Genomic DNA, 21,202 nt, shown 5'->3' on the forward strand with positions numbered 1-21,202 from the left:
GCCGGGTCCCGGCGTCAACGAATCTTCAGCCGGCAGGCGGCAGCAAGTGGCCGAGGCTCCGCAGGTAGGTGCCAAAGCCGTGCGGCGCCCTGGCGTGAGTCCGCCCGGAGGTCACGACCCGGATGCTGTCGGTCGCCGTGACCGTAAAGGCGCGGCTGCGGAGGCTGTGGACCAGTGTCCGGTCTTCTTCGGACGTGATCCGGGCGAACCCTCCGGCGGCAAGATAGGCGGACGCCCGGACCCCGAAATTCGCGCCGTAGATGTGGGGATGGTCCTCGCGGAAGGGGTGGCGTTCGCGCCAGCGCCGGAGCAGTTCAGGGTCCATTCCGGCGGGGTCCGGTTCCACGGATCCGAGCACAGCGTCGGCACCGGCTTCGGCGAACTCAAGCTGGCGCACCAGCCAGTTTTCCGGCACCCGGGAATCGGCGTCGGTGTTGGCCAGCCAGGTCCGGCCGGCCCAGGGCGGCGGCGTCAAGCGCTGGGCGGGCGGCCGCTGCAGGGCTACGCCGATGCCCGAGGCCCGGACGCCCGCAGCCCGGCTGGCGCCGGCGCTGCGGTATTCGACCTCCAGGGCGCTGAAACGCGGGTCCATGGCTGCATAGCCGGCCGTGATGGCGGCGGAGCCGTCCGTGCAACTATCCAGCACCACGCTCACGCCGGTGTCGACGTCGGGCCGGACCCTGTGCAGGGCGTCCGCGGACCGCTGAACGGCGAGCAGCGCCTCTTCCAGGTGGTCTTCTTCGTTGTGTGCGGGCATGACGACGGCGACCCGTTCGATGCGGTGCCCGCGCGGCAACGGCAACGCCGCCATCCGGGTCACCGCTTCCGTTCGGGGGCGTCCAGGTCCGGCGCACCCGGCGAAGCCTCTGGCGCCAGAAACACCTCGAGGACAAAGTCACGCTCCTGGTAGGTCCCGCCGCCGGTCCAGCCCAGGTGGCGCCGGGCCGCGGCGTGGACCGTGTCGCCGTCGAGTTCCCATCCGGAAATGGGGTGCCGCCAGTGGCACAGCGCGAGGGTCCCGCCAGGCATGAGCGAGCCCGCAATCCGGTCGAACAGTCCGGCGAGCTCTGCCGGCGAGAGGTAGTAGCCCACCTCTGAAACCACGATCAGGTCGAATGATCCGTTCGGCCATTCGTCCGGGACGGTCAGGTGGCGCGTCGTTGCCGCGGGCAGGTGCGCGAGCCGACGGGTGGCGCTGCTAAGGGCGGCGCCGCTGGCGTCCACGGCGAGGAAGCTTGCGCACCGTGGCGCGAGCTCCACGCTCAGGGTCCCGATGGAACAGCCGATCTCCAACCCCGCCTTGTAGCTGCTGCCGGGCAGCGCGGCGAGCGTGAGGGTACGTTTGCGCTGCTCGTACCAGCTCGAGGTGTAGTGCCAGGGATCCTCCTCCCGGGCGTGCACCGCGTCGAAGACGCGCTCCGCGTCGCCCGCGGCGAACGGGCCTGCGGACCCGCCGTCGGCCGGGGCTGCCGCAGCGGCGTACCCGCCATCGGTCGGGGCGGCCGCAGGATGCCAGGCAAACGTCTCCCAGGTCCGCTCAAAGTGCGCCAGGAAGGCAGGCGGCAGGAGCACCTCATCGCCCGGCAGGCCGGAGAGCGGCCGCACCTGGGATACATGTGCCGCCATGGCGGCGGCCTTGGACTCCAGCTCTGCCGGGCGCAGCGGCAGCCGGAACCAGCCGCGCCAGGCCCCATCGTCCGTGCTGTCTGAGTCATCTGGATCGTCCGGATCATCCGGTCCGGCAGCGCCGCCTGGTGCCGCCCACAACCAGTACCAGATGGGGTATTCGAGCAGGGCGTGACCCGCCGCGGCGCTGAGCTCGGCGGCAACGGATCCGAGGACGTCGTGATCGGTGTGTCCATCAGAGCGGTAGGGCGCCACGAGAACCACCTCGTCGGCGGCGTGCCCGCACGCCGCCGACGCCTCACGGACGGCCTCGCGGACCGCGGCCCGGATCTGCTCCCGGTGCCCGGCGAGTTGTCCGTCGGGCAGGCCCAGGCACTGCCACTCCACGTCCCCGCCCCCGTCCACGCCCCCGAAGAGGCGCTTCAGGGCGTCACCGAATTCCTGCAGCCGGACCCGGGCGAGCTGTTCCGGCGTCGTCGTTGGCGAGCCGGGGTGGGATCCTTCGCCCGCCGTGCACAGCAGCACGCGAACCGTGGCGCCGACGGCGTGCAGCCGGGCCAGGAGCCCGCCGGCCCCGAGCGTTTCGTCGTCCGGGTGTGCGGCCAGCACAATGAAGGCCCGGCCGGAGAGCGCCGCGTCATCCAGCGGCAGTTCCGGCAGCCCGGCGGCACAGCTGCCGGCCCATGCGGCCTCGCTGGTCCCGGCGTCGTTGTGGGTGAAGCTCACCACGGGTTGCCTCCGGTCATTGCCAGGGCGCCCAGCTGCGCGTCGTCGCGCATGGCGTGGTGCTGGCGGATGTACAGGGCGAGATCGGCCATCCGCTTTCCGTAGCGCTCATCAAAGGCGAGCGGGGCAGGACCCAGATTTTGGCTCACGAGCGTCTGGACGCGTTCGACGGCGGCGGCAACGCTGCCGCGCACCCGCAGGGCTTCCTTCCACGCACCGCGGTCCGAGAGCTCTCCGGAGTCGATCCTCGCGGCTGTGCCGGCCAGGTAGGCGGTCAGGGCGGCCAGCGTTCGGTCAATCTCGCCGAGGTGGGCCAGGGCAATCTGGTCCGGTTCCCGTCCGGCGTCAGCGGCGTGCCGCAGGGAGGCGGTGAAGCTGCGCGCCACGGCGACGGCGCCGCCGAACCAGCAGGCTGCCACGCCCATGCCGCCCCAGGCGAAGCCCGGGCGCTGGTAGTACCAGCCGGCGCCGCCGAGGGGCACAGCGGCGACGGCATCGAAGTGGACGGTGCCGCTGGGAATCTCGCGCAGCCCGCGGCTGGTCCATTGCGGATTCGCGAAGCCCACGCCCTGCGCGTGGAGGTCGACGGCGAAGGCGGCCCGGCCGCCGTTCTCCAGGTGGGCCGTCAGCACGGCATGGTCCAGCTGGGCGGCGAGCGAGCACCAGGGCTTGGACCCTTGCAGGATCCACCCGTCGGCGGCTTCCTTGGCCTCAAGCCGCAGGCCGGGCGCCTCGGCGGCGAACACCCCCCACGTCCCCTCGAAGTCGGCATCGTCGGGATCCGGGCAGTCCCTGCCGTGCCGTGCCGCGTCGTCTCCGGCCTGGGCCAGGATCGCCACGGCGTCCAGTTGCGGTTCCAGCACCCGTCCGGCGGCGACATCGACGGCGGTCACGGAGGCAAGCAGCTCCCACAGGAACGCGGTCCGGCCGTCCCCGGGCTTGGGCGCCGTCGCCGCTGCCGCCTTGGCCAGCTCCAGCAGCGCCGGGACATCGCCGACGGCGTCCTGCGCCTCGCACAGCAGTGGGCTGAGCGTCTCCAGGTCTGCGGCCGCGGAGCTGATCCTGACAGGGAGGGGGTGGTGGGAGGCGGGGATCCCGTTCATTTCGACTGCCTGCATTCCTTCGGGCTGGGCGGATTCGGGCTGTGCGGATCGGGCATGGGGCTGGCCAGGTGGCTGAAGTCCTGCGCGTCCGCGGCCGCGCCGCCATCGCTGGCGCCGTCGACAAACAATCTAAGCATACTTAGCACTTGATGCTGACCGGGCGCCGCACACGGGCGGCTGCCACCGGCGCCCGCGAGTCCTGGCGGACGATCCCTTGCCCCTAGTGGACGATCGCGAGGGCGAAGCCGTCCCAGCCTTTCGAACCCACGGTCTGGATCACGGTGCCGTCCAGCCGGGGGTCGTCCCCCATCATCTGGAGCGTACTGATGATGCCGGGGGCGTTCACCGGGTCCATCGATGCGTCCAGCACCGCACCTTCCCACACGACATTGTCCACCACGATAGTGGTGCCGGGCCGGCCAAGCCGGATGGCCCAGTCGAGGTAGTGGGGGTTGTTTTCCTTGTCGGCATCGATGAACACGAAGTCGAAGGGCGGCCCTGCCTCGCCTTCCAGCTCGCGCAGGGTGTCCAGCGCCGCCCCGACCCGGATGTCCACCTTGTGGCCCAGCCCGGCGTCGTCAACGTTCGCGCGCGCGACCCGGGCGTGCAGGGGGAGGTATTCGCAGGTGACCAGCCGGCCGTCGTCGGGCAGTCCCTGGGCCATCCAGATGGTGCTGAAGCCGGCCAGCGTGCCGATCTCCAGGACGCGGCGGGCACCGGAGAGCTGGACCAGCAATTTCAGGAGCTTGCCGGCGTTGGGGGCCACTTCGATGGGCGGCATGCCTGCCTCAAGGGCGCTGGTCACGGCGCGCTTGAGCGATCGGTCCGGGCGGACCACAGAGTCGGAGAGGAAATTCTCGACAGCGACCCAGGCGGGGGTGGACTGATGCTCGATCATGTCCCCAGTGTTCCAGCCGCCCGCGTCCGGCGGTAGCCTCCGGGTGCGGAATTCCCCCCGGGTTTGGGCGTGCGGTCCGGCCCTAGATTCCGGGCAGGGCTGGAATCTGCTGCCCGGTCCCGCCGGCGCCCTGTCCGTCAATGGCGTTTTCAAGCCGTTCCACTTTGCCTGTCAGCTCGCCGCTGTAGCCCGGCCGGATGTCCGCCTTGAGGACCAGCGAGACGCGGGAACCGTAGGCACCCACCGCGTCCGTGGCCCGTTTGACGACGTCCATGACCTCGTCCCACTCGCCCTCGATCTCGGTAAACATGGAACTCGTCCGGTTGGGCAGGCCCGACTCCCGGACGATCCGCACCGCGGCCGCGACGGCGTCGTGGACCGACGCGTCGCCGGGCGCCTGTCCGTTGGCGGGGTCACCGGAGGGTGCTACGGAAAATGCGACCAGCATGTGGTGGTTCCCTTCAGTCAGTCCGGACAGCGGGGGCGAAAATTCCAGGCTGTCCCGCATCAGTCTTTCACGGGATTCCGCGCCGGCAGCGCCCAGGCGCACCTCCGCCACCGTCACATAAATCATTACCCGCCGGTAACAGGTTCGCGCACCGCTCGCGTTGCTAACCTAGGCAAATGAACCGGGCAGTAGACCGCAGGCCGCTCCGCGCAGATGCCGCGCGCAATGTGGACAAAATCATCGCCGCGGCCCGGCAGTGCTTCCGCGAGCACGGACCCGAAGTGCCCCTGCAGACCATTGCCGTCACCGCCGGGGTGGGCCCCGCCACCCTCTTCCGGAACTTCGCCGACAAGGAAGAACTGGTGCTCGCGGCCCTGAATCGGCAACTCCGGCTGCAGGTGGATCCGGCCATTGATGAGGCCTTGGCCGATCCGGACGCCGCTGCCGGACTCTTCCGGGTCATCGATGCCACGATGCGTGTTGCCAGCGAAGAGGCCAACCTTCTCGGGGCGGTCGCCCACCGGCGCGGGCTGCTGGCCGGCATCACGGGCGGCCTGATAGAGTCCATCGCCGTGCTGCTGGGCCGGGGCCAGGGCCAAGGCACCCTGCGCAGCGATATTTCCATGACGGACATGTTCCGCCTGCTGGCTATGCTGATCGGCGTCGTGGACACCATGGAGGCGGGCTCCGACGCGTGGCGGCGGCCGGTGGCGCTGGTTGAGGACGCCATCCGGACGGAGCGGCCGGACCGGGCGTTGCCGCCGCAAGCCCCGCTGCAGGGCACCGCGTTCGACGCCGTTCTTGGCTAGGTCGCTAGGATCTAACCCATGAGATGGGAACCCGTTGCCGGAGTCATCGGCGGCGTACTGGTGGTCTATGCGGTCCTGCTGTTGCTGCTGTGGGCCTATGCCCGACGGCACCCCGAGACCGTCACCATGAAGGACGCCTTGCGGCTGCTGCCGGACCTGCTTCGGCTCATCCGCCGCCTGCTGGCTGACCGATCGATGGCGGTGGGCGTCCGGGTCCGCCTGGCACTCCTGCTCATCTACCTGGCCTCCCCGATCGATCTCGTTCCGGACTTCATACCCGTGATCGGTTACGCAGACGACGTCGTGATCGTGGCGCTGGTGCTGCGCTCCGTGATCTCCCGCGCCGGGGCCGACGCCGTCCGGCGCCACTGGCCCGGCACCGAGGAAGGCCTGGCCGTTATGCTGCGGCTCGCCGGACTCGGGACGCGGGTCTAAGCGCCGGAATATGATGGCCGGGCGGGGTTTGTCGCAACGTGTGAAAGCGATGCAGGGGCACCGACAGCCTGGTGCCCGGCGCTAGTCCTCGGCCGGCTTTTCTTTGGCCTCGAGAAGGTGTTGCTGAAGCTTCTCCTCGGCTTCCCGACGGCGGCGGGACATTTCGCGCATTTCCCGGGTGGACTCAGCCCCTCCAGAAACAAACGGCTCGTGCTGCTTGGAGCGCTGATCCTTGCGCGGCTCCGCGGCCTCCGGCTCCGCAGCCTCCGGCTCCGCAGCCTGCTGATCGGCAGGCTTCTGCTCCGCGGCCGGCTGGTCGCCGTCGTGTTCAGTCATGTTCGAATGCTCCCACGCGATCCCGGCACCAAGTAGGGACTAAAGACCATCCCCGCCGCACCCGCGGTGGGTTAGCGGGTCAGCGCAGTCAGGGGTCCCGCGGGCGGGTCAGTCCCAGCCCAGCAGCCGGAGCCCGGCGGCCGCGGCCGCGCCGGCGATCACCACCACCAGGAACGGCGCCCGGAACCACAGGGCAATGCCCGCCGCGGCCAATGCCCCCAGCCGGGCGTCCAGGACGAGCGACTGGCCCGAGGCGACGGCGTTGACCACCGTCAGGGATGCCAGCAGCCCGATCGTCATGGTCCCGGCGATCCTGGACGTCCGCGGGTTGCGGAGCAGGCTGGCCGGCACCAGGTAGCCGAGGAGCTTCCAGGCGTAGGCGAGCAGGCAGGAGAGCAGTAGCCACATCCAAAGGTTCATGCGTCATCTCCGGTGCGGTCGCCGCGGGGATCGCCGGCGGGGTCGTGATGGTGGTTGTGGACGTGGGTCTCCGCGTAGGGATCAACGTCGGGTTCCAGGCCCTCGTCGCTGCGGCCGTGGCTGAACCAGCCGATACCTGCCGCGACCATGGCGGCGACGAGGATCGGCACCCCCGGGGGCACGAACGGCACGGCCAGCACGGTGGCCAGCGCGCAGACCGCCGCGATGGCCACAGGTTCCCTGCCTTTCAGGCGCGGCCAGAGCAGGCCCAGGAAGGCCGCCACGGCGGCGCCGTCGAGTCCCCACTGTTTGGGATCCCCGAGTGCCCCGCCGGCCACTGCGCCGAGGGCGGTGAACAGGTTCCAGAGGACGAAGACACCGATTCCGGCGGTCCAGAAGCCGCGCTTCTGCTCATCGGGGTCCGTCTGCCCGGTGCTGGTGGCGGTCGACTCGTCGATGGTCAACTGGGCAGCGGCCAACTTGCGCCACCCCCGCGGCTGCAGCAGGGCATTGATCTGCATGCCGTAGATGCCGTTCCGCATGCCCAGCAGCGTCGCGGCGCTCATCGCGGCGACGCCGGACCCGCCTCCGGCCACCACGCCGATGAAGGCGAACTGCGAGCCGCCGCTGAAAAGCAGCAGGCTCAGGGCCATGGTCTGCCAGAAATCCAGGCCCGAGGTTACGGACAGCGCGCCGAAGGAGACGCCGTAGAGACCGGTGGCGATGCTGATCGACAAACCGATCCGCACCGCCGGCGACTGCAGGATTTTCACGGGCGCCGGTTCCGCCGCGTCAGGGTCCAGGCCCACGCGATGAGGGGCGCCTGGAGCGGGAGCCGCAGGGTGTGCACGCGTCGCCGGCGCGGCGTGCCCTCCGGCCCGTAGGCCTTGCGGAGGGCGTCCACGTGGCCGGAGAGGAACGCGGCGAACAGCGCCGTGACGCAGCCGGCGGCGGCCCTGCGGGTGGCCGGGACCAGGAGGCCGACGGCGGCGGCGGCTTCCAGCAGCCCGCTCGCTGCCACCCATTCCTCACGGGACAGGACGGCCAGGGGGCCGTTCGGCTGCTCGCCGGAGTCGTCCCGGCAGAGGACGTCGGGAACCACTTGGTGGAAAAATTCGGGATCGCGGAAGTGCTTGGCGGCACTGGTAAGCAGCAGCGCGCTCATCGCTGCCGCGGACAGCGTCTGAAGGTCCGGGCGGGACGAGCGAAATGGCATGCAACCACTCAACCACAGCGGCCACGCCGGCCGTAATCCGCCCGGAAACGCGAAGGGACCGAAGATTTCCGCCCAGGATCCGTGGAGCGGCCGGACGGTTACCGCAGGGGCCGGCTGTCCGCCATGAGCTGGGACAGGACCCGGGCCGGCCAGTTGGTGGTGATCTCGTGGATCCCGAGTTCCCGGCACCGGTCGACGTCGTCCTCTGCGTCGACCGTCCACACCCGGCACCGGAGCCCCGCGGCGAGCCAGCGCTGAACGGTCGGGGCGTGCGTGCGGACGTACCCGATTCCGGGGCCGGCAATGCCCGCCTCGGCCGCCGCCAGGATCCGTTCGCCCTCAGCCTGGGCAGCCTTCATCACGTTGGCCAGCGCCCCGCCGGTCAGGGCACCGAGGCCCAGTTCCTCCCGGAGGTCCGCCACATTGACGTCGTCGACCAGTTGGCAGACGGCCCTGGCCGGCACGGACTCCAGGAGGTGTTTTACGGCGTCGGGGCTAAAACTCATGAAGGAAACCGTGATGTTGTCCAGCATCGACGTCCGCGGATCCCAACCCTGTGCCCTCAGGACCTCGAGGGCCCGGTCCTCGAGCCTGAGCTGGTAGGGGCTCGGGTGTTTGAACTCGATCGCCAGGCCGATCCCGCGGCCCGCCGCGCGCAGGATGTCGAGCAGTTCCGGCAGGGTCAGGAGCTGCTCGGACCTGGCGCCGTAGGCGTCCGGGATCCGGGCTCCCTTCCACGAGGAGAAGTCCAGTTCCTGGAGCTCCTGCAGGGTCCGGTCAGCCACCTGGCCGGTGCCGTCCGAGGTGCGGTCCAGGGTGGCATCGTGCAGGAGCACCACGTGCTGGTCCCGGGTCAGGTGAACATCGCATTCCACGCCGTCGGCGCCGTCGGCGATGGCCTGCAGGTACGCGGCCCGGGTGTGCTCGGCGAAGGTTCCGCTGGAGCCACGGTGGGCATAGACCAAAGGCCGGGCGGCGGCGGACTCGTCAGTCGTCATGCTGCCACGTTAGCGGACCGCCCGTTTCCGTGGCGGGGCTAGGCTGGGCTCATGCAGGTGAATACTGAAACAACTTCCCTGACCGGTGCGGCGGGACGTCCGGGCGGCGCCCGGCCGGACGGTCCCCCCGGACAACGTTCCGTTGCCTCCAGCGACGCCGAGAAGGCCGCGGCGCTGCGCCGGATGAAGCTCCTGGCCCTCTCGCTCCTGATCGTCATGGCCGTGATCTTCATCGTCGCGTTCGCCTTGCAGAAGCAGTATCCGGGGTTCGAATACGTCCGCGCCGCGGCCGAGGGCGGCATGGTCGGGGCCCTCGCTGACTGGTTCGCCGTCACGGCCCTGTTCAGGTACCCGATGGGAATCAAGATCCCGCACACCGCGATCATCCCGCGGCGCAAGGACCAGATCGGCGCCTCACTGGGCGAATTCGTGGAAACCAATTTCCTCTCCGAACAGGTGGTTCAGGAGAAGCTGGCGTCCGCGGACATTGCGCGCAAGGCCGGCGCCTGGCTGTCCAGCCCCGGCGGTCCGGACCGGGTCGCGAAGGAGGGCGCCGCCGTCATCCGCGGCGCGTTCAAGGTCCTCAACGACGACGACGTCCAGGCCGTGATCGAGTCCATGGTCCGCAAGCACCTGCTCACCCCGCCGTGGGGGCCGCCGGTGGGCCGGCTCGCCGAACGGATCTTCGACGACGGGCACCACCACGCACTGGTGGACTTGCTGGTGGACCGCACCGTGGACTGGGTGCGGGACAACCAGGAGACGGTCAACAGGCTGGTCACCGACCGGTCCCCGACATGGGTGCCGTCGTTCGTGGACGGGCTGGTGGGCGACAAAGTGTACGTGGAGATCCTGAAGTTCACCCGCGCCGTGCAGTCCGATCCGCAGCACCAGGTCCGCCTGTCGATCGACAAGTACCTCAAGGAACTCGCGCAGGACCTGCAGCATGACCCTGTCATGATCGCCCGCGCCGAGGGCATCAAGGCGCAAGTGCTCGGCGACCCCGAAGTCCGCGAGCTCGCCTCCCGCACTTGGGACACCATCAAGACCGCCCTGCTCACCGCCGTCGATGACCCGCACAGCGAACTGACCGTCAAATTCAAGGCGGCCGTGCATGACTTCGGCACCCGGCTGCTGGTCGATCCCGAGCTCGCCGGGAAGGTGAACGCCTGGATCGGCGACGCGGCGGGCTACCTCGTGAAGACCTACCGCTCGGACATTGCGGGGGTCATCACGGACACCGTGGCCCGCTGGGATGCCGAGGAAACGTCCCAGAAGATCGAACTGCAGGTCGGCAGGGACCTGCAGTTCATCCGGATCAACGGCACGGTGGTGGGCGCCCTGGCCGGGCTGGCCATCTTCACGCTGGCGAGCCTGCTGTTCGGCTAATCCCTAGGCGAAACTCTCCAGCTCCACGCCGGCGGCTTCCAGCGCCGCCCGCACGGCCGCGGCCACGCTGACGGAGCCGGGCGTGGCCGCTTGCAGGCACAGCGAATGCAGCTCGATCCGGAGCACGGTGCCGTCCACCGCGACCACCTCGCCCTGCGTGGCGAGCCGGACGGCCCGTTCGGCGACCTGTCCGGCGTCCAGCAGCACGGCCCCTTCCTCTGTGCGCGGAACGAGGGTGCCGTCCGGGAGGTAGGCGCGGTCGGCGAAGGCTTCGGCGAAGACGGGGTGCCCGGCTTCCTTGGCGATGCCGAGCAGGGCTGAGCCGGGGAAGCCCAGGACGGGCAGCCCGGGATCGTAGGCCTGGATGGCGGCGACCACGGCGGAGGCCTGCTCGGCGTCGCGCACGGTGCGGTCGTAGAGCGCCCCGTGCAGCTTGACGTAGTCCACCGAGGCGCCCACGGCATGGGCGACGCCGTCGAGCGCTCCGAGCTGGTACAGCACCGCGCCGAACAGGTCATCGAAGGTCATGTCCAGCGAGCGCAGGCCGAAGCCGGCCAGATCCGGGTAGCCCAGGTGGGCGCCGACTTTGACGTCGAGCTCGTAGGCCGCCCGGCAGGTGTCCAACATGGTCACCGGGTCGCCGGCGTGCATCCCGCAGGCCACGCTGGCGCTCGTGACCAGCGGAAACATCGCGGCATCGTCGCCCTTGGTCCAGGTCCCGAAGGACTCCCCCAGGCTAGTGTTCAGATCCAAAACGTGCCGCCGTCCTTCGTTGAGGTCTTCGGGGCGCCGCTGTTCCGGGGCGCGTCCGGGGCCGAATCCGGCTGCGGAGCCAGGGATGTGTCGTAGAGCGCGGCCGGCCCGGTGGTTTCCGCCAGGGCCTGCAGTTCGCCCGGAATCGTGTCCGGGATGGGCCCGAATGCTTCCTTGGCGTTCGCGACGACGGCGCGGCCCATCACGCGGTTGCCGACGCCGCCGACGACGGCGCCGATGCCGAAGGGCAGGGCCCGGCCCAGCAGTGCCGTGCCTTGGGTCTTGAGCAGGGAGCGCAGGAACATCGTCTGCATCTTGGCGCGCACTGTACCGAAGCCGGCGAGGGGGATGCTGCGGGTGAAGGCCGCGGTCCAAGCCTGGGACGGACCCTTGCCCCGTCCCGCCGCCTGCCCGCTCAGCGAGCTCAGCAGCTGGGTGCCTTCCTCGCCCAGCATGACCGCCATGACCAGGGTGCTGGCCCTGTCCGGATCCACCATCCGCACGCCGTGCAGTTCAGCAAGCGCTGTGGAATACAGGGCAGTGGCTTCGAGGAACCCGACGGCCGCGGCGGCCGAAAGACCCAGTGCCGCCGCAGTTCCGACGCCCGGAATCACGGCCGCTCCGCCGACCAGCGCCCCGCCGCCGGTGACGGCCAGCAGGTAGTCGCGCTCCAGGATGGCGGCGAGCTGGGCCGCCGTGGCCTGCGGGTGCTTGCGCTGGAGCCTGCGGATGTTGGCCAGCACCAGCGGCCGCTGGACTTCAACCGCCCGCAGGAGCACCTTGTGGAGTCCGGGCCGGGGCCGGCCGGCGGCGTCGAACATCGCACCGTGGGCTGTTTGCTGGGCAATCTTCATTGCCGGGTTGCTGCGCTTGGCCATGATCGCCTCTCGTCGGAACCAAAAAAGTAAGTTCACTTAACACTAGGGCACGGCCCGGCAGACGGGGTTCCCGCTGGGCCCCGGAGCGTTCCGGCCCGGCCGCGCGGCCGGCTACTAGACTGGGCCCATGCCCGCCCTGCGAGCCCTCCGCCCCTTCGCGCACCGGGAGTACCGCGTGCTGATCACGGCGCTGGCCATCTCCATCTTCGGTTCCGGGATGTGGGCCGTCGCGATGGTCTACGAGGTGATCCACCTCGGCGGCGGACCGCTGGAGCTCTCGGTCGTGGCGGCGGCGGGCAGCGTCGGGCTGGTGACATTTCTGCTGGCCGGCGGCATCGCCGCGGACCGCGTGCCCCAGCGGCTCCTGATCATCGCGGTCGAGGGCGCCAACCTCGCCGTCGTTGCGACTGTCAGCGGGCTTGCCATGGCGGGCCTGCTGGAGCTCTGGCATCTGGCGCTGGGGGCCTTCGTGCTCGGCGTCGGGGCTGCGTTCTTCTTCCCCGCCTACTCGGCCATCCTGCCGCGGATCCTGCCGCCCGAGGACCTGCTGGCGGCCAACGGCCTGGAGGGGACCATGCGGCCGTTGCTGCAGCAGGCCGCCGGACCGGCCGTTGCGGGCATCCTGGTGGCGGCCCTGTCGCCCGCCTACGCCGTCACCGGGGTGGCGGCCTGCCACCTGCTGGCCTTTTCCATCCTGAACCTCCTCCACCGCCAGCCCGCGTCAGCGGCGGCGGTTCAGGAGGGACAAGGCCAACGGGCCAAGACGTCCCTGCGCCACGACCTCCGCGAGGGCGTCAGCTACACCGTCCGGACGCCCTGGCTGCTGTGGACCCTGCTCTGGGCCTGCATTTCCGTGCTGTTCCTGATCGGTCCCATCGAGGTCCTGGTCCCGTTCGTGGTCCGGGACCAGCTCGGCGGGGACGCGCGCATGTTCGGCTTCCTGCTCGCCATCATGGGCGTCGGCGGCGCCGCGGCCTCGCTGGCCACGGCCTCCTTCCCCCTCCCGCGCCGCTACCTCACCGTGATGATGGTGTCCTGGGGAGCCGGAAGCCTGCCGATCGCCGCCCTCGGAATCATGGACAGTTTCTGGGCCGTGGCTGCCGCCCTCTTCGTCTTCGGCGCCACCGGCGGCGTGGGCATGGTGATCTGGGGAACCTTGCTCCAGCGCCGGGTGCCGCCGCATCTGCTGGGCCGCGTCTCGAGCCTGGACTTCTTCGTGTCCCTAGCCCTCATGCCGGTCTCCATGGCACTCGCCGGACCGGCCGCCGAGGTGTTGCCGCTGTGGCTGATCTTCCTCGTCGCCGGGACCGTGTGCCCGGTGATGGCCGTCGTCGCGATGGTGGTGGCGCGGATGCCGGCCGATGAGCTGGCCCACCCGCTCGCCAGCGGCGACGAGCTCGCCGATGCCACGGCCCCTGCCGAGTCCTCCGGACCAGGGCAGCCCGGCCCAGAGCAACGCGGGGTCACCTAGCGCCCATGTCCGCGGGGATCATGGGCGCGAAGTGACCCGCGTTGCTTATACGGCGGCTCAGACTGCGGCGCGCACCACAGGGATCGACGCCGTCGGAAGGCCGCTGGGGAAGATCGTGAGCTCCGGGGCCGTGACGGGTGCCAGCGGGACCCGGACCGGGTCGCCGTCGACGGTGAGCAGTTCCCCGCGCACGTCGACCTCCAGCGGCGCGCCGTCACGGACGGTCAGGCTGATCGCACCCTGCTCCAGCCCGATGTGCAGGAGCCTGCCCTGGATCTTCAGGTGGAACTCGAGTCCGTCCCATTCGGCGGGCAGCCGCGGATCGAAGTACGGCACCGCGCCCTGGTCCCGCAGCCCGGCGAAGCCGCTGACCAGCGAGCTCCACACCCCGCCGGTGGAGGCGATGTGCACGCCGTCGATCGTGTTGCCGTGGGTGTCGTCAAGGTCGATGAACAGGGCGTGGGTGAAGTGGTCCAGCGCAGCCTTGCCGTAGCCGACCTCGGCCGCCATGATGCCCTGGACGCAGGCGGACAGCGTGGAGTCGCCGGTGGTGATGGGGTCGTAGAAATCGAAGGCGCGGCGCTTTTCCTCGGCGGTGAAGTCCTGCCACTGCAGGAACATGGCCAGAACGGTGTCGGCCTGCTTCAGGACCTGGTGCCGGTAGATCACCAGCGGGTGGAAGTGCAGCAGGAGCGGGTACTTGGACCGGGGCGTGGTCCAGTCCCACGGTTCCAGGGTCATGAAGTCGTTGTCCTGGGAGTGGACCTGGAGGTCCTCGTCGTAGGGCAGCTGCATGCGGTTGGCCGCCTGCTCCCAGAGCTGGCGTTCGGCGTCGTCGATCTCCGGGTGGTCCAGCGCCGCCGCGGCGCGCAGGTTGAAGCGCGCCATGACGTTCGTGTACAGGTTGTCGTTGACGACGGCGGTGTATTCGTCGGGGCCGGTGACGCCGTGGATGTGGAACAGCCCGTCCTTGCCGAAGAAGCCGAGCGAGACCCACATCCGGGCGGTCTCGATCAGCAGATCGGAGCCCAGGGTGGCCTGGAAGTCGGTGTCCCCGCTGGCCCAGATGTACCGGTTGGTCGCGAAGGCGATCGCGGCGGCGATGTGGAACTGCGCGGTGCCGGCCGCGTAGTAGGCGCTGGCCTCGAGTCCGTTGATGGTGCGCCAGGGGAAGAGGGCGCCGTCGACGCTGAGCTCCTTGGCGCGGATCTTCGCCTCGGGCAGGAGGTCGTGCCGGAATTCCAGGACCTGGCGGGCGTTGCCCGGGTTCGTGTAGGTCAGGTAGGGCAGCAGGTACACTTCCTGGTCCCAGAAGTAGTGGCCGTCGTAGCCGGAGCCGGACACGCCCTTCGCCGGGATGCCGGCCACATCGGCGCAGGCCGTGGCCTGCGCGAGCTGGAAGAGGTTCCAGCGCACGCCCTGCTGGAGCTCGGTCTGGCCCGCCACCACGATGTCGCTCGTGCTCCAGTAGGCGCGGTAGTGGTCCTCGCTCTGGGTGAAGATCTCGCTGACCGGTAACAAGGCGGCTTCGGCGCTGTCGGCGAGGTCGTCGGCGGCCTGGCCGACGGCGTAGGTGACGCTCTTCTCCAGCACGAACGGCACGTCCGCGCTGACGGCGAGCACGTAGCGGACGCTGCTGTCGTCCTGGTCCACCTGGGTGTCGAACGGCTGCACCCCGGCCGAGGTCCAGTGGTCTACGGCCATCCCGAGCCGCTGCTTGGATTCCGAGGCTTCCCAGGACAGGCGCAGGGAGCCGTCCCCGCCGTCGAGCCGCAGGGGCAGCAGCACGCGCCCGGCGTGGCGGCCGGAGCGGCGCGGATCGTGGGCCGAGTGGTCCTCCACCGGCTGGTCCTGGCGGTTGATGACCGAGGACGTGACGTCCGCGGAGATATCCCGGTCGGCCGCCACTTCCAGGCTGATGCCCAGCGCGCCGCGGGATGCGTAGCCGACGGCGCGGCGTTCGGTGGTGGTCACGGTCGCACCGGAACGGCACTGCCAGGTGATCCGGCACTCGTAGATACCCGTGGCGAAATCCACCGAGCGGCGGTAGTCCAGCACCGTGGACTCATCCAGGCTCAACGGCTCGCCGTCGATGATGACGGTGAAGTTGTTGGCGTCCGGGACGTAGAGGATCCGCTGGCCGGTGCGGGCGAAGCCGTAGGCGTTTTCCGCGTGCTTGATGTCCCAGGTCTCGTGGAAGCCGTTGATGAAGCTGCCGGGAAGTTCGGCGTCCGCGGCGCCCCAGTGCGCGCCGCGGATGCCCAGGTGCCCGTTGCCGAGGCTGAACAGGGTCTCCAAGGTGCCGGCATTGCCGGGGAGATGGACGGTCTCGACCAGCTGCCAGGGATCGTTGGGGAACCGGGCGCGGTCCGAGGTGATGAGAGCCATGGTTGGGGGTTCTTTCAGCGGGAGTGGGCAGTGGGCTAGGCGGTGGGCGGGTGAGGGGCCGGGTCAGAGCAGTTCGGCGAGGTCGTTGACCACTACCGTGGCCCCGGCGTCGAGCAGGGTCTGCCGGCCGGCGCCGCGGTCGACGCCGATCACCGAGCGGAAGTCTCCCGCGCTGCCGGCCTGGACGCCGGAGACGGCATCCTCCACCACGACGCACTCCTGGCTCGGCAGGCCCAAAAGCCGCGCGGCGTATTCGTAGGTGGCCGGGCTGGGCTTGCCGGGCAGTCCCTCGGCGACGGCGACGACGCCGTCGACCACCACCGGGAAGTAATCGGACAGCCCGGCGGCCTTGAGCACCGCCGGGGCGTTGCGGGAGGAGGAGACGACGGCGAGCTTGAGTCCGCGGGCCAGCGCGGCGTCGACCAGCCGGACGGAGCCCTCGTAGGGCTGGACTCCGCCGGCCTCGACGATGTCGTTGAAGACCTTGTTCTTGCGGTTGCCCAGCCCATGGACGGTGTCGTGCGCCGGCTCGTCGTCCGCCGGGCCCTCGGGCAGCACAATCCCGCGGGAGGCCAGGAAGTCCCGGACGCCGTCGAAGCGCGGCTTGCCGTCGATGTGGTCGAAGTAGTCGCTCTCACGGTACGGCGCGGCCCCGGGGACCGAGACCAGGAAACCGTCGAAGAGCTGCTTCCACGCCTGCTCGTGCACCACCGCGGTGGGCGTCAGGACGCCGTCGAGGTCAAAAAGGATGGCGGATGCACCGGAGAGCGCACCGGCGAGGCCGGAGGTGTCGGGAACTACAGTCATGAGTCGAGGTCCTTTCAGACAACGGGCAGGCAAGACGGTTTTGGTCAAAGCTTTGGTCTAAGGCGGTCAGTTCACGGCAGTCGGTCCAAGCGCTGTCCGGTGCGCCGTTCCGCTGCGACGGCGGCGCCGGCCTTTGCTGCCGTGTTGGGGCCGTCCCGGTGACGGGCACCGTCCAGATCAGCGGCGGCGCGTGCCCGTGCGCCCTACCAGTTTGGTGTCCAGCGGATGGTTCGACGGCGGACCGGCAGGCGGCGGATTGAGAAGTCCCGAGCGATGAAGTCTTTCAATCAGCAGGTTGGCGGCGAAAGCGCCCTGGTCGGCCACTGGCTGGGCAATAGTGGTCAGGCCCAGGAACCAACTCATCTGATGATCGTCTATTCCTATGATGGACGCGTTTTCCGGCGCTGACAAACCGAACCCCCGCATTGCCATGAGCGCACCGAGGGCTGTCTCGTCGCAGCCGGCGAAGATCGCGGACGGCATTCTGCGGTTTTCCACGAGCTCCATCATGACCAGCCTGCCGCCTTCGATGCTGGAGCCGGCGTGCTGTCGACGAGGCCTTGTAGCCGAGCTGGGCCGCAGCGTCGCCGACCGTTGCCTTGGTTTGCGTGGAAATGTTGGGGAGCTGCCGGAGGGCACGGGAGACGGTGCAGGTGGAGGGCCCGCACGGCGCCGCGACGTGGTGGATTCTCACGCGCGGGGTGTTGGCCTGCGGCACGGGCTCAGCCCTTTCTTCCCCCTGAAGTAGTGGGCCCGGTGTTCATGGCCGAGGTCGATTGTAAGCGCTTACATATTTGACATGCAAGTGGATGATCCCATGTCGGGCCAGTGTTTAGGCGCGCAGCTGGACGGCGGTTGGGCGGCCGGTTAATGGCCTGGTCAGTGGCTGCTCAGCGCAGGACGTAGTGCCGCAGGAAGGCGCTGACGTCGACGAGTTCGGCCTTCGAAATCGAGTGTCCCATGCCGGGGTAGGTCCGGGCCGTGAGCTGGGTGTTCCTGTCCAGCCACTCCTCGGTGTGTTCGGCGGCGGCGTCGTTAATCACGACGTCGGCCCTGTCCCTGCCCCAAAAGAACGGCGGCCTGGAGGTGAAGGATTCGCTCATAGTCAGGAGTTCGTTGTCCAGGACAAAACCCGAGAGCCCGACCACCGCGCGGAACTGGTCCGGCCGGAGCCGCAGAAGCGTACTGGCCATGGCCATCCCCTGCGAAAATCCGAACAGGCTGACGCTGCTGTGCCGGGACTTGACGGACTCGATCCAGGCGAAGACCGCGTTCGTGGAGGCGATGACGTCGGCAAAGTCGTGTGTGAGGAAGTAGTCCAGCAGGAACCAGCCGTGGTGGTCTCCGATGTCCTTGGGCCCGCGCAGGGCGGCGCAGCTGAACTCCGGCGGCAGGGAACCGAACAGCTTGGACATCCGGGACTCGTCGGTGCCGTAGCCGTGCAACATCACCAGCAGCGGTGTGCCGGCGCGCTCGTGTTCGGGTTTTGACCAGACGACCGTCTCCATGGGCCCAGCCTATCGAGCGCCGCCTTGTGCTCCGCGCAGCATCCTTGACCGGCCCCGGATTCCGAAATATCCCGGCCGCGCCGAGGTCGTTTCATTGAAACAGCAGGTGAGGCGTTGTAGCGTGACGCTGGACAGCATGCTTAGCATCACCAATTCCGTCCTCCGGGACACCAAGGAGCACGTCATGAGAATCGGTTCCGCAATCTTCCTCATTGCCATCGGCGCCATCCTTGCCTGGGCCGTTGCCCCGGGGCTGATCCCCAACGTGAACCAGGCCATGATCGGCTACATCCTGATGGCGGTCGGCGTTGTTGGACTCATCGCTTCCTTGGTCCTCGCCTCCCCCGGACGCGGCCGCACGCGCCGGGTCAGCGAAAGCCGCACGGTCGTGGACCCCAACACCGGCGAGACCATCACCCGCAATGAGAGCCGCGACGCGAGCCTCTAAGTTCCACCCGCGCCCCCTTCGCAGCGTGGAATCCAACGACCCGGAAGCCGGGCCGGACCCTGAGGTCTGGCCCGGCTTCCGCCATTTAAGGCGCAGACCCACAGGCGGAGCCACCCCACGCGCAGCACATGCCCAGCCCGCGGAACGAGCCATGGACATAACCCCAAAGTGCCCACCCCCCGGCCCGACCACTGGAGATGTCCCCCGGCACTCGGCCCGCAGCCACCCCACGCGCGGCACATGCCCAGCCCCCGGAACGAGCCATGGACATAACCCCACCCTGCCCTTTCCCCGGCCCCACCAATGGACATGTCCCCCGGCACTCGGCCCGCAGCCGGCCCCATCACTGGACATGTCCCCCGGCACTCGGCCCGCAGCCACCCCACGCGCGGCACATGCCCAGCCCCCGGAACGAGCCATGGACATAACCCCAAAGTGCCCACTCCCCGGCCCGACCACTGGACATTCCCCCCGGCACTCGGGCCACAGCCGTCCCCACCACTGGACATGCCCCCGACGCAGGCCAGCTTTCTGCGTTCATGTGGTTTTTCATTGACAAATCAACACGAACAAAGATAAAGTCAAATAATTCCACTTCATGTGACCGGAGTCACCGAAGCGGAAAGAGCGGATTTCGCGGTTGAGAAGGTCGCGGTAGAGAAGGTCGCAGCACAAAGGTTCCAAGCACCAACGCCCGGCAAGAACAAAAACCAAGTCAGCCGCAGTACGCAATGGAGGGTAAGTGTTCGCCGAAGAACGCCAGCAGCTGATCGTGGGGCTCATCTACGCCAGCGGCCGGGCCAGCGTGACTGACCTGGCCGAGCGCTTCAGCATCACCACCGAGACCATCCGCCGCGATCTCGCCGCCCTGGAAGCCGCCGGCAGCGTCCGCCGGGTGCATGGCGGCGCGGTCTCCCCGGACCGCTTCAGCACCACAGAAGAAAGCATCCTGGAACGGACCGTCCAGCGGCAGCCCGAGAAGACCCGGATCGCCGAGGCCGCCCTGGCCCTTATCCCCCAGGGCCTCACCGGCAGCATCCTGATCGACGCCGGGTCCACCACGGAGGCCCTTGCCGAGCTCTTGTCCGCCCGCGCCGCGGGAGCCGCCGCGCAGGGCACCGCCCCGGGATCCGGGTCAGACGGCGAACTTGTCGTCATCACGCACTCCCTGCCCATCGCGTCCAGGCTGTCCGGCGGACCCGGGATCGCCCTGCATCTGCTCGGCGGGAAGGTCCGCGGCCTGACCCAGGCCGCCGTCGGCCAGTCCACGGTGGAGGCCGCCCGCCGGATCCGCCCGGACATCGCCTTCATCGGCACCAACGGAATTCATGCAGCCTTCGGGCTGAGCACACCCGATCCTGAAGAAGCCGCTGTCAAGGCTGCCTTCGTCCAATCAGCGCGCCGCATTGTGGTGCTGGCTGATTCGTCCAAGCTGGGCGCGGAAACGCTGGTCCAGTTCGCCTCGTTGAAAGATCTGGACACCGTGATCACAGACACGCAACCCAGCCGGGAACTCGCCGACGCCCTCGCGGAAGCCGGAGTGGAGGTGGTGGTCGCGTGATTGTCACCCTCACCGCCAACCCCAGCCTGGACCGCACCGTGGCGCTGCCCGGCCCCCTCCTCCGCGGGGAAGTTCAGCGGGCCATCTCCGTCCGCCAGGAATCCGGCGGCAAGGGCGTCAACGTCTCCCGCGCGCTCGTCGCCTCGGGGCTCAAGACTGTCGCCGTTCTCCCCGGCGCCGAGGCCGATCCCGTCCTCGCCGGCCTGCGGGAGACCGACGTTCCGTTCGCGGCCCTCCCGATTGGCGAGCCGCTGCGCAGCAACGTGGCCCTCACCGAGCCCGGCGGCGTCACCACCAAGATCAATGAACCCGGACCGGTGCTCAGCGAGGAGCAGCAGGAGGCCCTGATCAGCCTGCTGCTGGACAACGCCCGCGGTGCCGCCTGGGTAGTCCTGGCCGGCTCGCTCCCACCCGGGGTTCCGGCCGACTTCTACGCGACCGTCACCCGGCGGCTGCGTTCCCTGTTCGACGGCGAGGCCGCACCACGGGTCGCCGTCGACTCATCAGGCGAACCCCTCGCCGCAGCGGTCTCCGGCGACACCTCGGGAAAACCGGACCTCTTGAAACCCAACGCCGAGGAACTGGTGGAACTGGCTGCCGCAGCCGGATTCGCCACGAACAAATCCGCCGAAGAACTCGAAGCGGACCCGGAGGCTGCAGCAGCTGCCGCGTCCGCCGTCGTGCGCTCCGGGGTGGGTGCCGTACTGGCCACCCTCGGCTCCAAGGGTGCCGTTCTTGTGACGGCCGACGGCGCGTGGCTGGCCACGCACCCGCCGGTGACCGCGGTCAGCACTGTCGGCGCCGGCGATTCCTCGCTGGCCGGATACCTGCTCGCATCCAGCCAGGGCGCCGCCCCGGTCGATTGCCTCCGTCAGGCGGTGGCCCATGGTGCCGCCGCCGCTTCCCTGCCTGGCTCCACTGTCCCGGCAGTCAACCAAACCACCCCTGATGCCGTAACCATCACGGCCCTCCGGAAGGATTGAC

Annotated in this window: 24 protein-coding genes and 1 pseudogene; 7 read left to right on the plus strand and 18 right to left on the minus strand. The window is 69.4% G+C overall.

Annotated features, from left to right (window positions below; genetic code table 11):
• Positions 1-25: 25 nt before the first annotated feature.
• The 6 genes from AC1DZQ_RS13270 to AC1DZQ_RS13295 form a co-directional block, all read right to left on the minus strand.
• Entirely contained in the window at positions 26-811 is a 786-nt protein-coding gene (locus AC1DZQ_RS13270; RefSeq protein WP_476963965.1) for a glycosyltransferase family 2 protein, read from the minus strand.
• Between the two features lie 5 nt (positions 812-816).
• Entirely contained in the window at positions 817-2,355 is a 1,539-nt protein-coding gene (locus AC1DZQ_RS13275) for a PIG-L family deacetylase (protein WP_476963966.1), read from the minus strand.
• The gene (locus AC1DZQ_RS13280) at positions 2,349-3,455 is read right to left on the minus strand and encodes an acyl-CoA dehydrogenase family protein (RefSeq protein WP_476963967.1); all 1,107 of its coding nucleotides are present in this window, start codon (positions 3,453-3,455) and stop codon (positions 2,349-2,351) included. The genes AC1DZQ_RS13275 and AC1DZQ_RS13280 overlap by 7 nt, the downstream gene beginning before the upstream one ends.
• Positions 3,452-3,592 carry a hypothetical protein gene (locus AC1DZQ_RS13285; protein WP_476963968.1) on the minus strand — a complete coding sequence of 47 codons (141 nt, stop codon included), beginning with the start codon at positions 3,590-3,592 and terminating at the stop codon, positions 3,452-3,454. Before AC1DZQ_RS13285 ends, AC1DZQ_RS13280 begins: the two co-directional genes overlap by 4 nt.
• A gap of 83 nt (positions 3,593-3,675) precedes the next feature.
• A complete protein-coding gene (locus tag AC1DZQ_RS13290) occupies positions 3,676-4,353 on the minus strand; it encodes an O-methyltransferase (protein ID WP_476963969.1) in 678 nt (225 codons plus the stop codon).
• 82 nt (positions 4,354-4,435) lie between these two features.
• Positions 4,436-4,801 carry a thiamine-binding protein gene (locus AC1DZQ_RS13295; RefSeq protein ID WP_476964041.1) on the minus strand — a complete coding sequence of 122 codons (366 nt, stop codon included), beginning with the start codon at positions 4,799-4,801 and terminating at the stop codon, positions 4,436-4,438.
• A 176-nt stretch (positions 4,802-4,977) separates the two neighbouring features.
• On the opposite strand from AC1DZQ_RS13295, the gene AC1DZQ_RS13300 reads away from it, so the two are divergent.
• Together AC1DZQ_RS13300 and AC1DZQ_RS13305 are read left to right on the plus strand one after the other, a co-directional pair.
• Positions 4,978-5,610, plus strand: a complete 633-nt coding sequence (locus AC1DZQ_RS13300; protein WP_476963970.1) for a TetR/AcrR family transcriptional regulator — start codon at positions 4,978-4,980, stop codon at positions 5,608-5,610.
• Positions 5,611-5,628: 18 nt separating this feature from the next.
• Positions 5,629-6,045: a YkvA family protein gene (locus AC1DZQ_RS13305; RefSeq protein ID WP_476963971.1), complete on the plus strand. Its 417-nt coding sequence runs from the start codon at positions 5,629-5,631 to the stop codon at positions 6,043-6,045.
• Between the two features lie 81 nt (positions 6,046-6,126).
• Here the strand turns inward: AC1DZQ_RS13305 and AC1DZQ_RS13310 are convergent, their stop codons facing one another.
• The 5 genes from AC1DZQ_RS13310 to AC1DZQ_RS13330 all read right to left on the minus strand — a co-directional run bounded on the left by AC1DZQ_RS13310 (position 6,127) and on the right by AC1DZQ_RS13330 (position 9,015).
• Positions 6,127-6,381, minus strand: coding sequence for a hypothetical protein (locus AC1DZQ_RS13310; protein ID WP_476963972.1), 255 nt, complete (start codon positions 6,379-6,381; stop codon positions 6,127-6,129).
• Positions 6,382-6,489: 108 nt separating this feature from the next.
• A complete protein-coding gene (locus AC1DZQ_RS13315) occupies positions 6,490-6,801 on the minus strand; it encodes an AzlD domain-containing protein (RefSeq protein ID WP_476963973.1) in 312 nt (103 codons plus the stop codon).
• The gene (locus AC1DZQ_RS13320) at positions 6,798-7,574 is read right to left on the minus strand and encodes an AzlC family ABC transporter permease (RefSeq protein WP_476963974.1); all 777 of its coding nucleotides are present in this window, start codon (positions 7,572-7,574) and stop codon (positions 6,798-6,800) included. The genes AC1DZQ_RS13315 and AC1DZQ_RS13320 overlap by 4 nt, the downstream gene beginning before the upstream one ends.
• On the minus strand, positions 7,571-8,017 hold the full coding sequence (locus tag AC1DZQ_RS13325; RefSeq protein WP_476963975.1) for a DoxX family protein: 447 nt from the start codon (positions 8,015-8,017) through the stop codon (positions 7,571-7,573). The genes AC1DZQ_RS13320 and AC1DZQ_RS13325 overlap by 4 nt, the downstream gene beginning before the upstream one ends.
• A 98-nt stretch (positions 8,018-8,115) precedes the next feature.
• Positions 8,116-9,015, minus strand: coding sequence for a glycerophosphodiester phosphodiesterase (locus tag AC1DZQ_RS13330; protein WP_476963976.1), 900 nt, complete (start codon positions 9,013-9,015; stop codon positions 8,116-8,118).
• 51 nt (positions 9,016-9,066) lie between these two features.
• On the opposite strand from AC1DZQ_RS13330, the gene AC1DZQ_RS13335 reads away from it, so the two are divergent.
• Positions 9,067-10,404 (plus strand): DUF445 domain-containing protein, encoded by a 1,338-nt coding sequence (locus AC1DZQ_RS13335; RefSeq protein ID WP_476963977.1) that lies wholly within the window; start codon positions 9,067-9,069, stop codon positions 10,402-10,404.
• A gap of 3 nt (positions 10,405-10,407) precedes the next feature.
• Here the strand turns inward: AC1DZQ_RS13335 and AC1DZQ_RS13340 are convergent, their stop codons facing one another.
• Positions 10,408-11,157: a 5-oxoprolinase subunit PxpA gene (locus AC1DZQ_RS13340; protein ID WP_476963978.1), complete on the minus strand. Its 750-nt coding sequence runs from the start codon at positions 11,155-11,157 to the stop codon at positions 10,408-10,410.
• A complete protein-coding gene (locus AC1DZQ_RS13345; RefSeq protein ID WP_476963979.1) occupies positions 11,148-12,035 on the minus strand; it encodes a hypothetical protein in 888 nt (295 codons plus the stop codon). Before AC1DZQ_RS13345 ends, AC1DZQ_RS13340 begins: the two co-directional genes overlap by 10 nt.
• Positions 12,036-12,162: 127 nt before the next feature.
• On the opposite strand from AC1DZQ_RS13345, the gene AC1DZQ_RS13350 reads away from it, so the two are divergent.
• Positions 12,163-13,506 carry an MFS transporter gene (locus tag AC1DZQ_RS13350; RefSeq protein ID WP_476963980.1) on the plus strand — a complete coding sequence of 448 codons (1,344 nt, stop codon included), beginning with the start codon at positions 12,163-12,165 and terminating at the stop codon, positions 13,504-13,506.
• Positions 13,507-13,563: 57 nt separating this feature from the next.
• Here AC1DZQ_RS13350 and AC1DZQ_RS13355 read toward each other — a convergent pair whose 3' ends face one another.
• From AC1DZQ_RS13355 to AC1DZQ_RS13375, 5 genes and pseudogenes are all read right to left on the minus strand, one after another.
• Positions 13,564-15,894 carry a glycoside hydrolase family 65 protein gene (locus AC1DZQ_RS13355; protein ID WP_476963981.1) on the minus strand — a complete coding sequence of 777 codons (2,331 nt, stop codon included), beginning with the start codon at positions 15,892-15,894 and terminating at the stop codon, positions 13,564-13,566.
• Between the two features lie 63 nt (positions 15,895-15,957).
• Positions 15,958-16,701 carry an HAD family hydrolase gene (locus tag AC1DZQ_RS13360; RefSeq protein ID WP_476963982.1) on the minus strand — a complete coding sequence of 248 codons (744 nt, stop codon included), beginning with the start codon at positions 16,699-16,701 and terminating at the stop codon, positions 15,958-15,960.
• Between the two features lie 177 nt (positions 16,702-16,878).
• On the minus strand, positions 16,879-17,211 hold the full coding sequence (locus AC1DZQ_RS13365) for a substrate-binding domain-containing protein (protein WP_476963983.1): 333 nt from the start codon (positions 17,209-17,211) through the stop codon (positions 16,879-16,881).
• A 109-nt stretch (positions 17,212-17,320) separates the two neighbouring features.
• Positions 17,321-17,419: pseudogene (locus AC1DZQ_RS13370) on the minus strand (hypothetical protein); the annotation flags it as partial.
• Between the two features lie 172 nt (positions 17,420-17,591).
• Positions 17,592-18,209, minus strand: coding sequence for an alpha/beta hydrolase (locus AC1DZQ_RS13375; protein ID WP_476963984.1), 618 nt, complete (start codon positions 18,207-18,209; stop codon positions 17,592-17,594).
• Positions 18,210-18,393: 184 nt separating this feature from the next.
• Between AC1DZQ_RS13375 and AC1DZQ_RS13380 the strand changes: the two genes are divergently transcribed.
• The 3 genes from AC1DZQ_RS13380 (at position 18,394) to AC1DZQ_RS13390 (ending at position 21,201) form a co-directional block, all read left to right on the plus strand.
• The gene (locus tag AC1DZQ_RS13380; RefSeq protein ID WP_277525531.1) at positions 18,394-18,657 is read left to right on the plus strand and encodes a DUF6458 family protein; all 264 of its coding nucleotides are present in this window, start codon (positions 18,394-18,396) and stop codon (positions 18,655-18,657) included.
• Positions 18,658-19,399: 742 nt separating this feature from the next.
• Positions 19,400-20,218 (plus strand): DeoR/GlpR family DNA-binding transcription regulator, encoded by an 819-nt coding sequence (locus tag AC1DZQ_RS13385; RefSeq protein ID WP_476963985.1) that lies wholly within the window; start codon positions 19,400-19,402, stop codon positions 20,216-20,218.
• The gene (locus AC1DZQ_RS13390; RefSeq protein WP_476963986.1) at positions 20,215-21,201 is read left to right on the plus strand and encodes a 1-phosphofructokinase family hexose kinase; all 987 of its coding nucleotides are present in this window, start codon (positions 20,215-20,217) and stop codon (positions 21,199-21,201) included. Before AC1DZQ_RS13385 ends, AC1DZQ_RS13390 begins: the two co-directional genes overlap by 4 nt.
• Position 21,202: the final 1 nt, after the last annotated feature.

The organism is Arthrobacter sp. P1_C12_2 (assembly GCF_056406415.1).

Bases quoted from the DNA above. Each gene is read 5' to 3' on its own strand.
- AC1DZQ_RS13270 (WP_476963965.1), bottom strand. From the start codon at position 811: ATGGCGGCGTTGCCGTTGCCGCGCGGGCACCGCATCGAACGGGTCGCC.
- AC1DZQ_RS13280 (WP_476963967.1), bottom strand. From the start codon at position 3,455: ATGAACGGGATCCCCGCCTCCCACCACCCCCTCCCTGTCAGGATCAGC.
- AC1DZQ_RS13285 (WP_476963968.1), bottom strand. From the start codon at position 3,592: ATGCTTAGATTGTTTGTCGACGGCGCCAGCGATGGCGGCGCGGCCGCG.
- AC1DZQ_RS13290 (WP_476963969.1), bottom strand. From the start codon at position 4,353: ATGATCGAGCATCAGTCCACCCCCGCCTGGGTCGCTGTCGAGAATTTC.
- AC1DZQ_RS13295 (WP_476964041.1), bottom strand. From the start codon at position 4,801: ATGCTGGTCGCATTTTCCGTAGCACCCTCCGGTGACCCCGCCAACGGA.
- AC1DZQ_RS13300 (WP_476963970.1), top strand. From the start codon at position 4,978: ATGAACCGGGCAGTAGACCGCAGGCCGCTCCGCGCAGATGCCGCGCGC.
- AC1DZQ_RS13305 (WP_476963971.1), top strand. From the start codon at position 5,629: ATGAGATGGGAACCCGTTGCCGGAGTCATCGGCGGCGTACTGGTGGTC.
- AC1DZQ_RS13310 (WP_476963972.1), bottom strand. From the start codon at position 6,381: ATGACTGAACACGACGGCGACCAGCCGGCCGCGGAGCAGAAGCCTGCC.
- AC1DZQ_RS13315 (WP_476963973.1), bottom strand. From the start codon at position 6,801: ATGAACCTTTGGATGTGGCTACTGCTCTCCTGCCTGCTCGCCTACGCC.
- AC1DZQ_RS13325 (WP_476963975.1), bottom strand. From the start codon at position 8,017: ATGCCATTTCGCTCGTCCCGCCCGGACCTTCAGACGCTGTCCGCGGCA.
- AC1DZQ_RS13330 (WP_476963976.1), bottom strand. From the start codon at position 9,015: ATGACGACTGACGAGTCCGCCGCCGCCCGGCCTTTGGTCTATGCCCAC.
- AC1DZQ_RS13335 (WP_476963977.1), top strand. From the start codon at position 9,067: ATGCAGGTGAATACTGAAACAACTTCCCTGACCGGTGCGGCGGGACGT.
- AC1DZQ_RS13345 (WP_476963979.1), bottom strand. From the start codon at position 12,035: ATGGCCAAGCGCAGCAACCCGGCAATGAAGATTGCCCAGCAAACAGCC.
- AC1DZQ_RS13350 (WP_476963980.1), top strand. From the start codon at position 12,163: ATGCCCGCCCTGCGAGCCCTCCGCCCCTTCGCGCACCGGGAGTACCGC.
- AC1DZQ_RS13355 (WP_476963981.1), bottom strand. From the start codon at position 15,894: ATGGCTCTCATCACCTCGGACCGCGCCCGGTTCCCCAACGATCCCTGG.
- AC1DZQ_RS13360 (WP_476963982.1), bottom strand. From the start codon at position 16,701: ATGACTGTAGTTCCCGACACCTCCGGCCTCGCCGGTGCGCTCTCCGGT.
- AC1DZQ_RS13365 (WP_476963983.1), bottom strand. From the start codon at position 17,211: ATGATGGAGCTCGTGGAAAACCGCAGAATGCCGTCCGCGATCTTCGCC.
- AC1DZQ_RS13375 (WP_476963984.1), bottom strand. From the start codon at position 18,209: ATGGAGACGGTCGTCTGGTCAAAACCCGAACACGAGCGCGCCGGCACA.
- AC1DZQ_RS13380 (WP_277525531.1), top strand. From the start codon at position 18,394: ATGAGAATCGGTTCCGCAATCTTCCTCATTGCCATCGGCGCCATCCTT.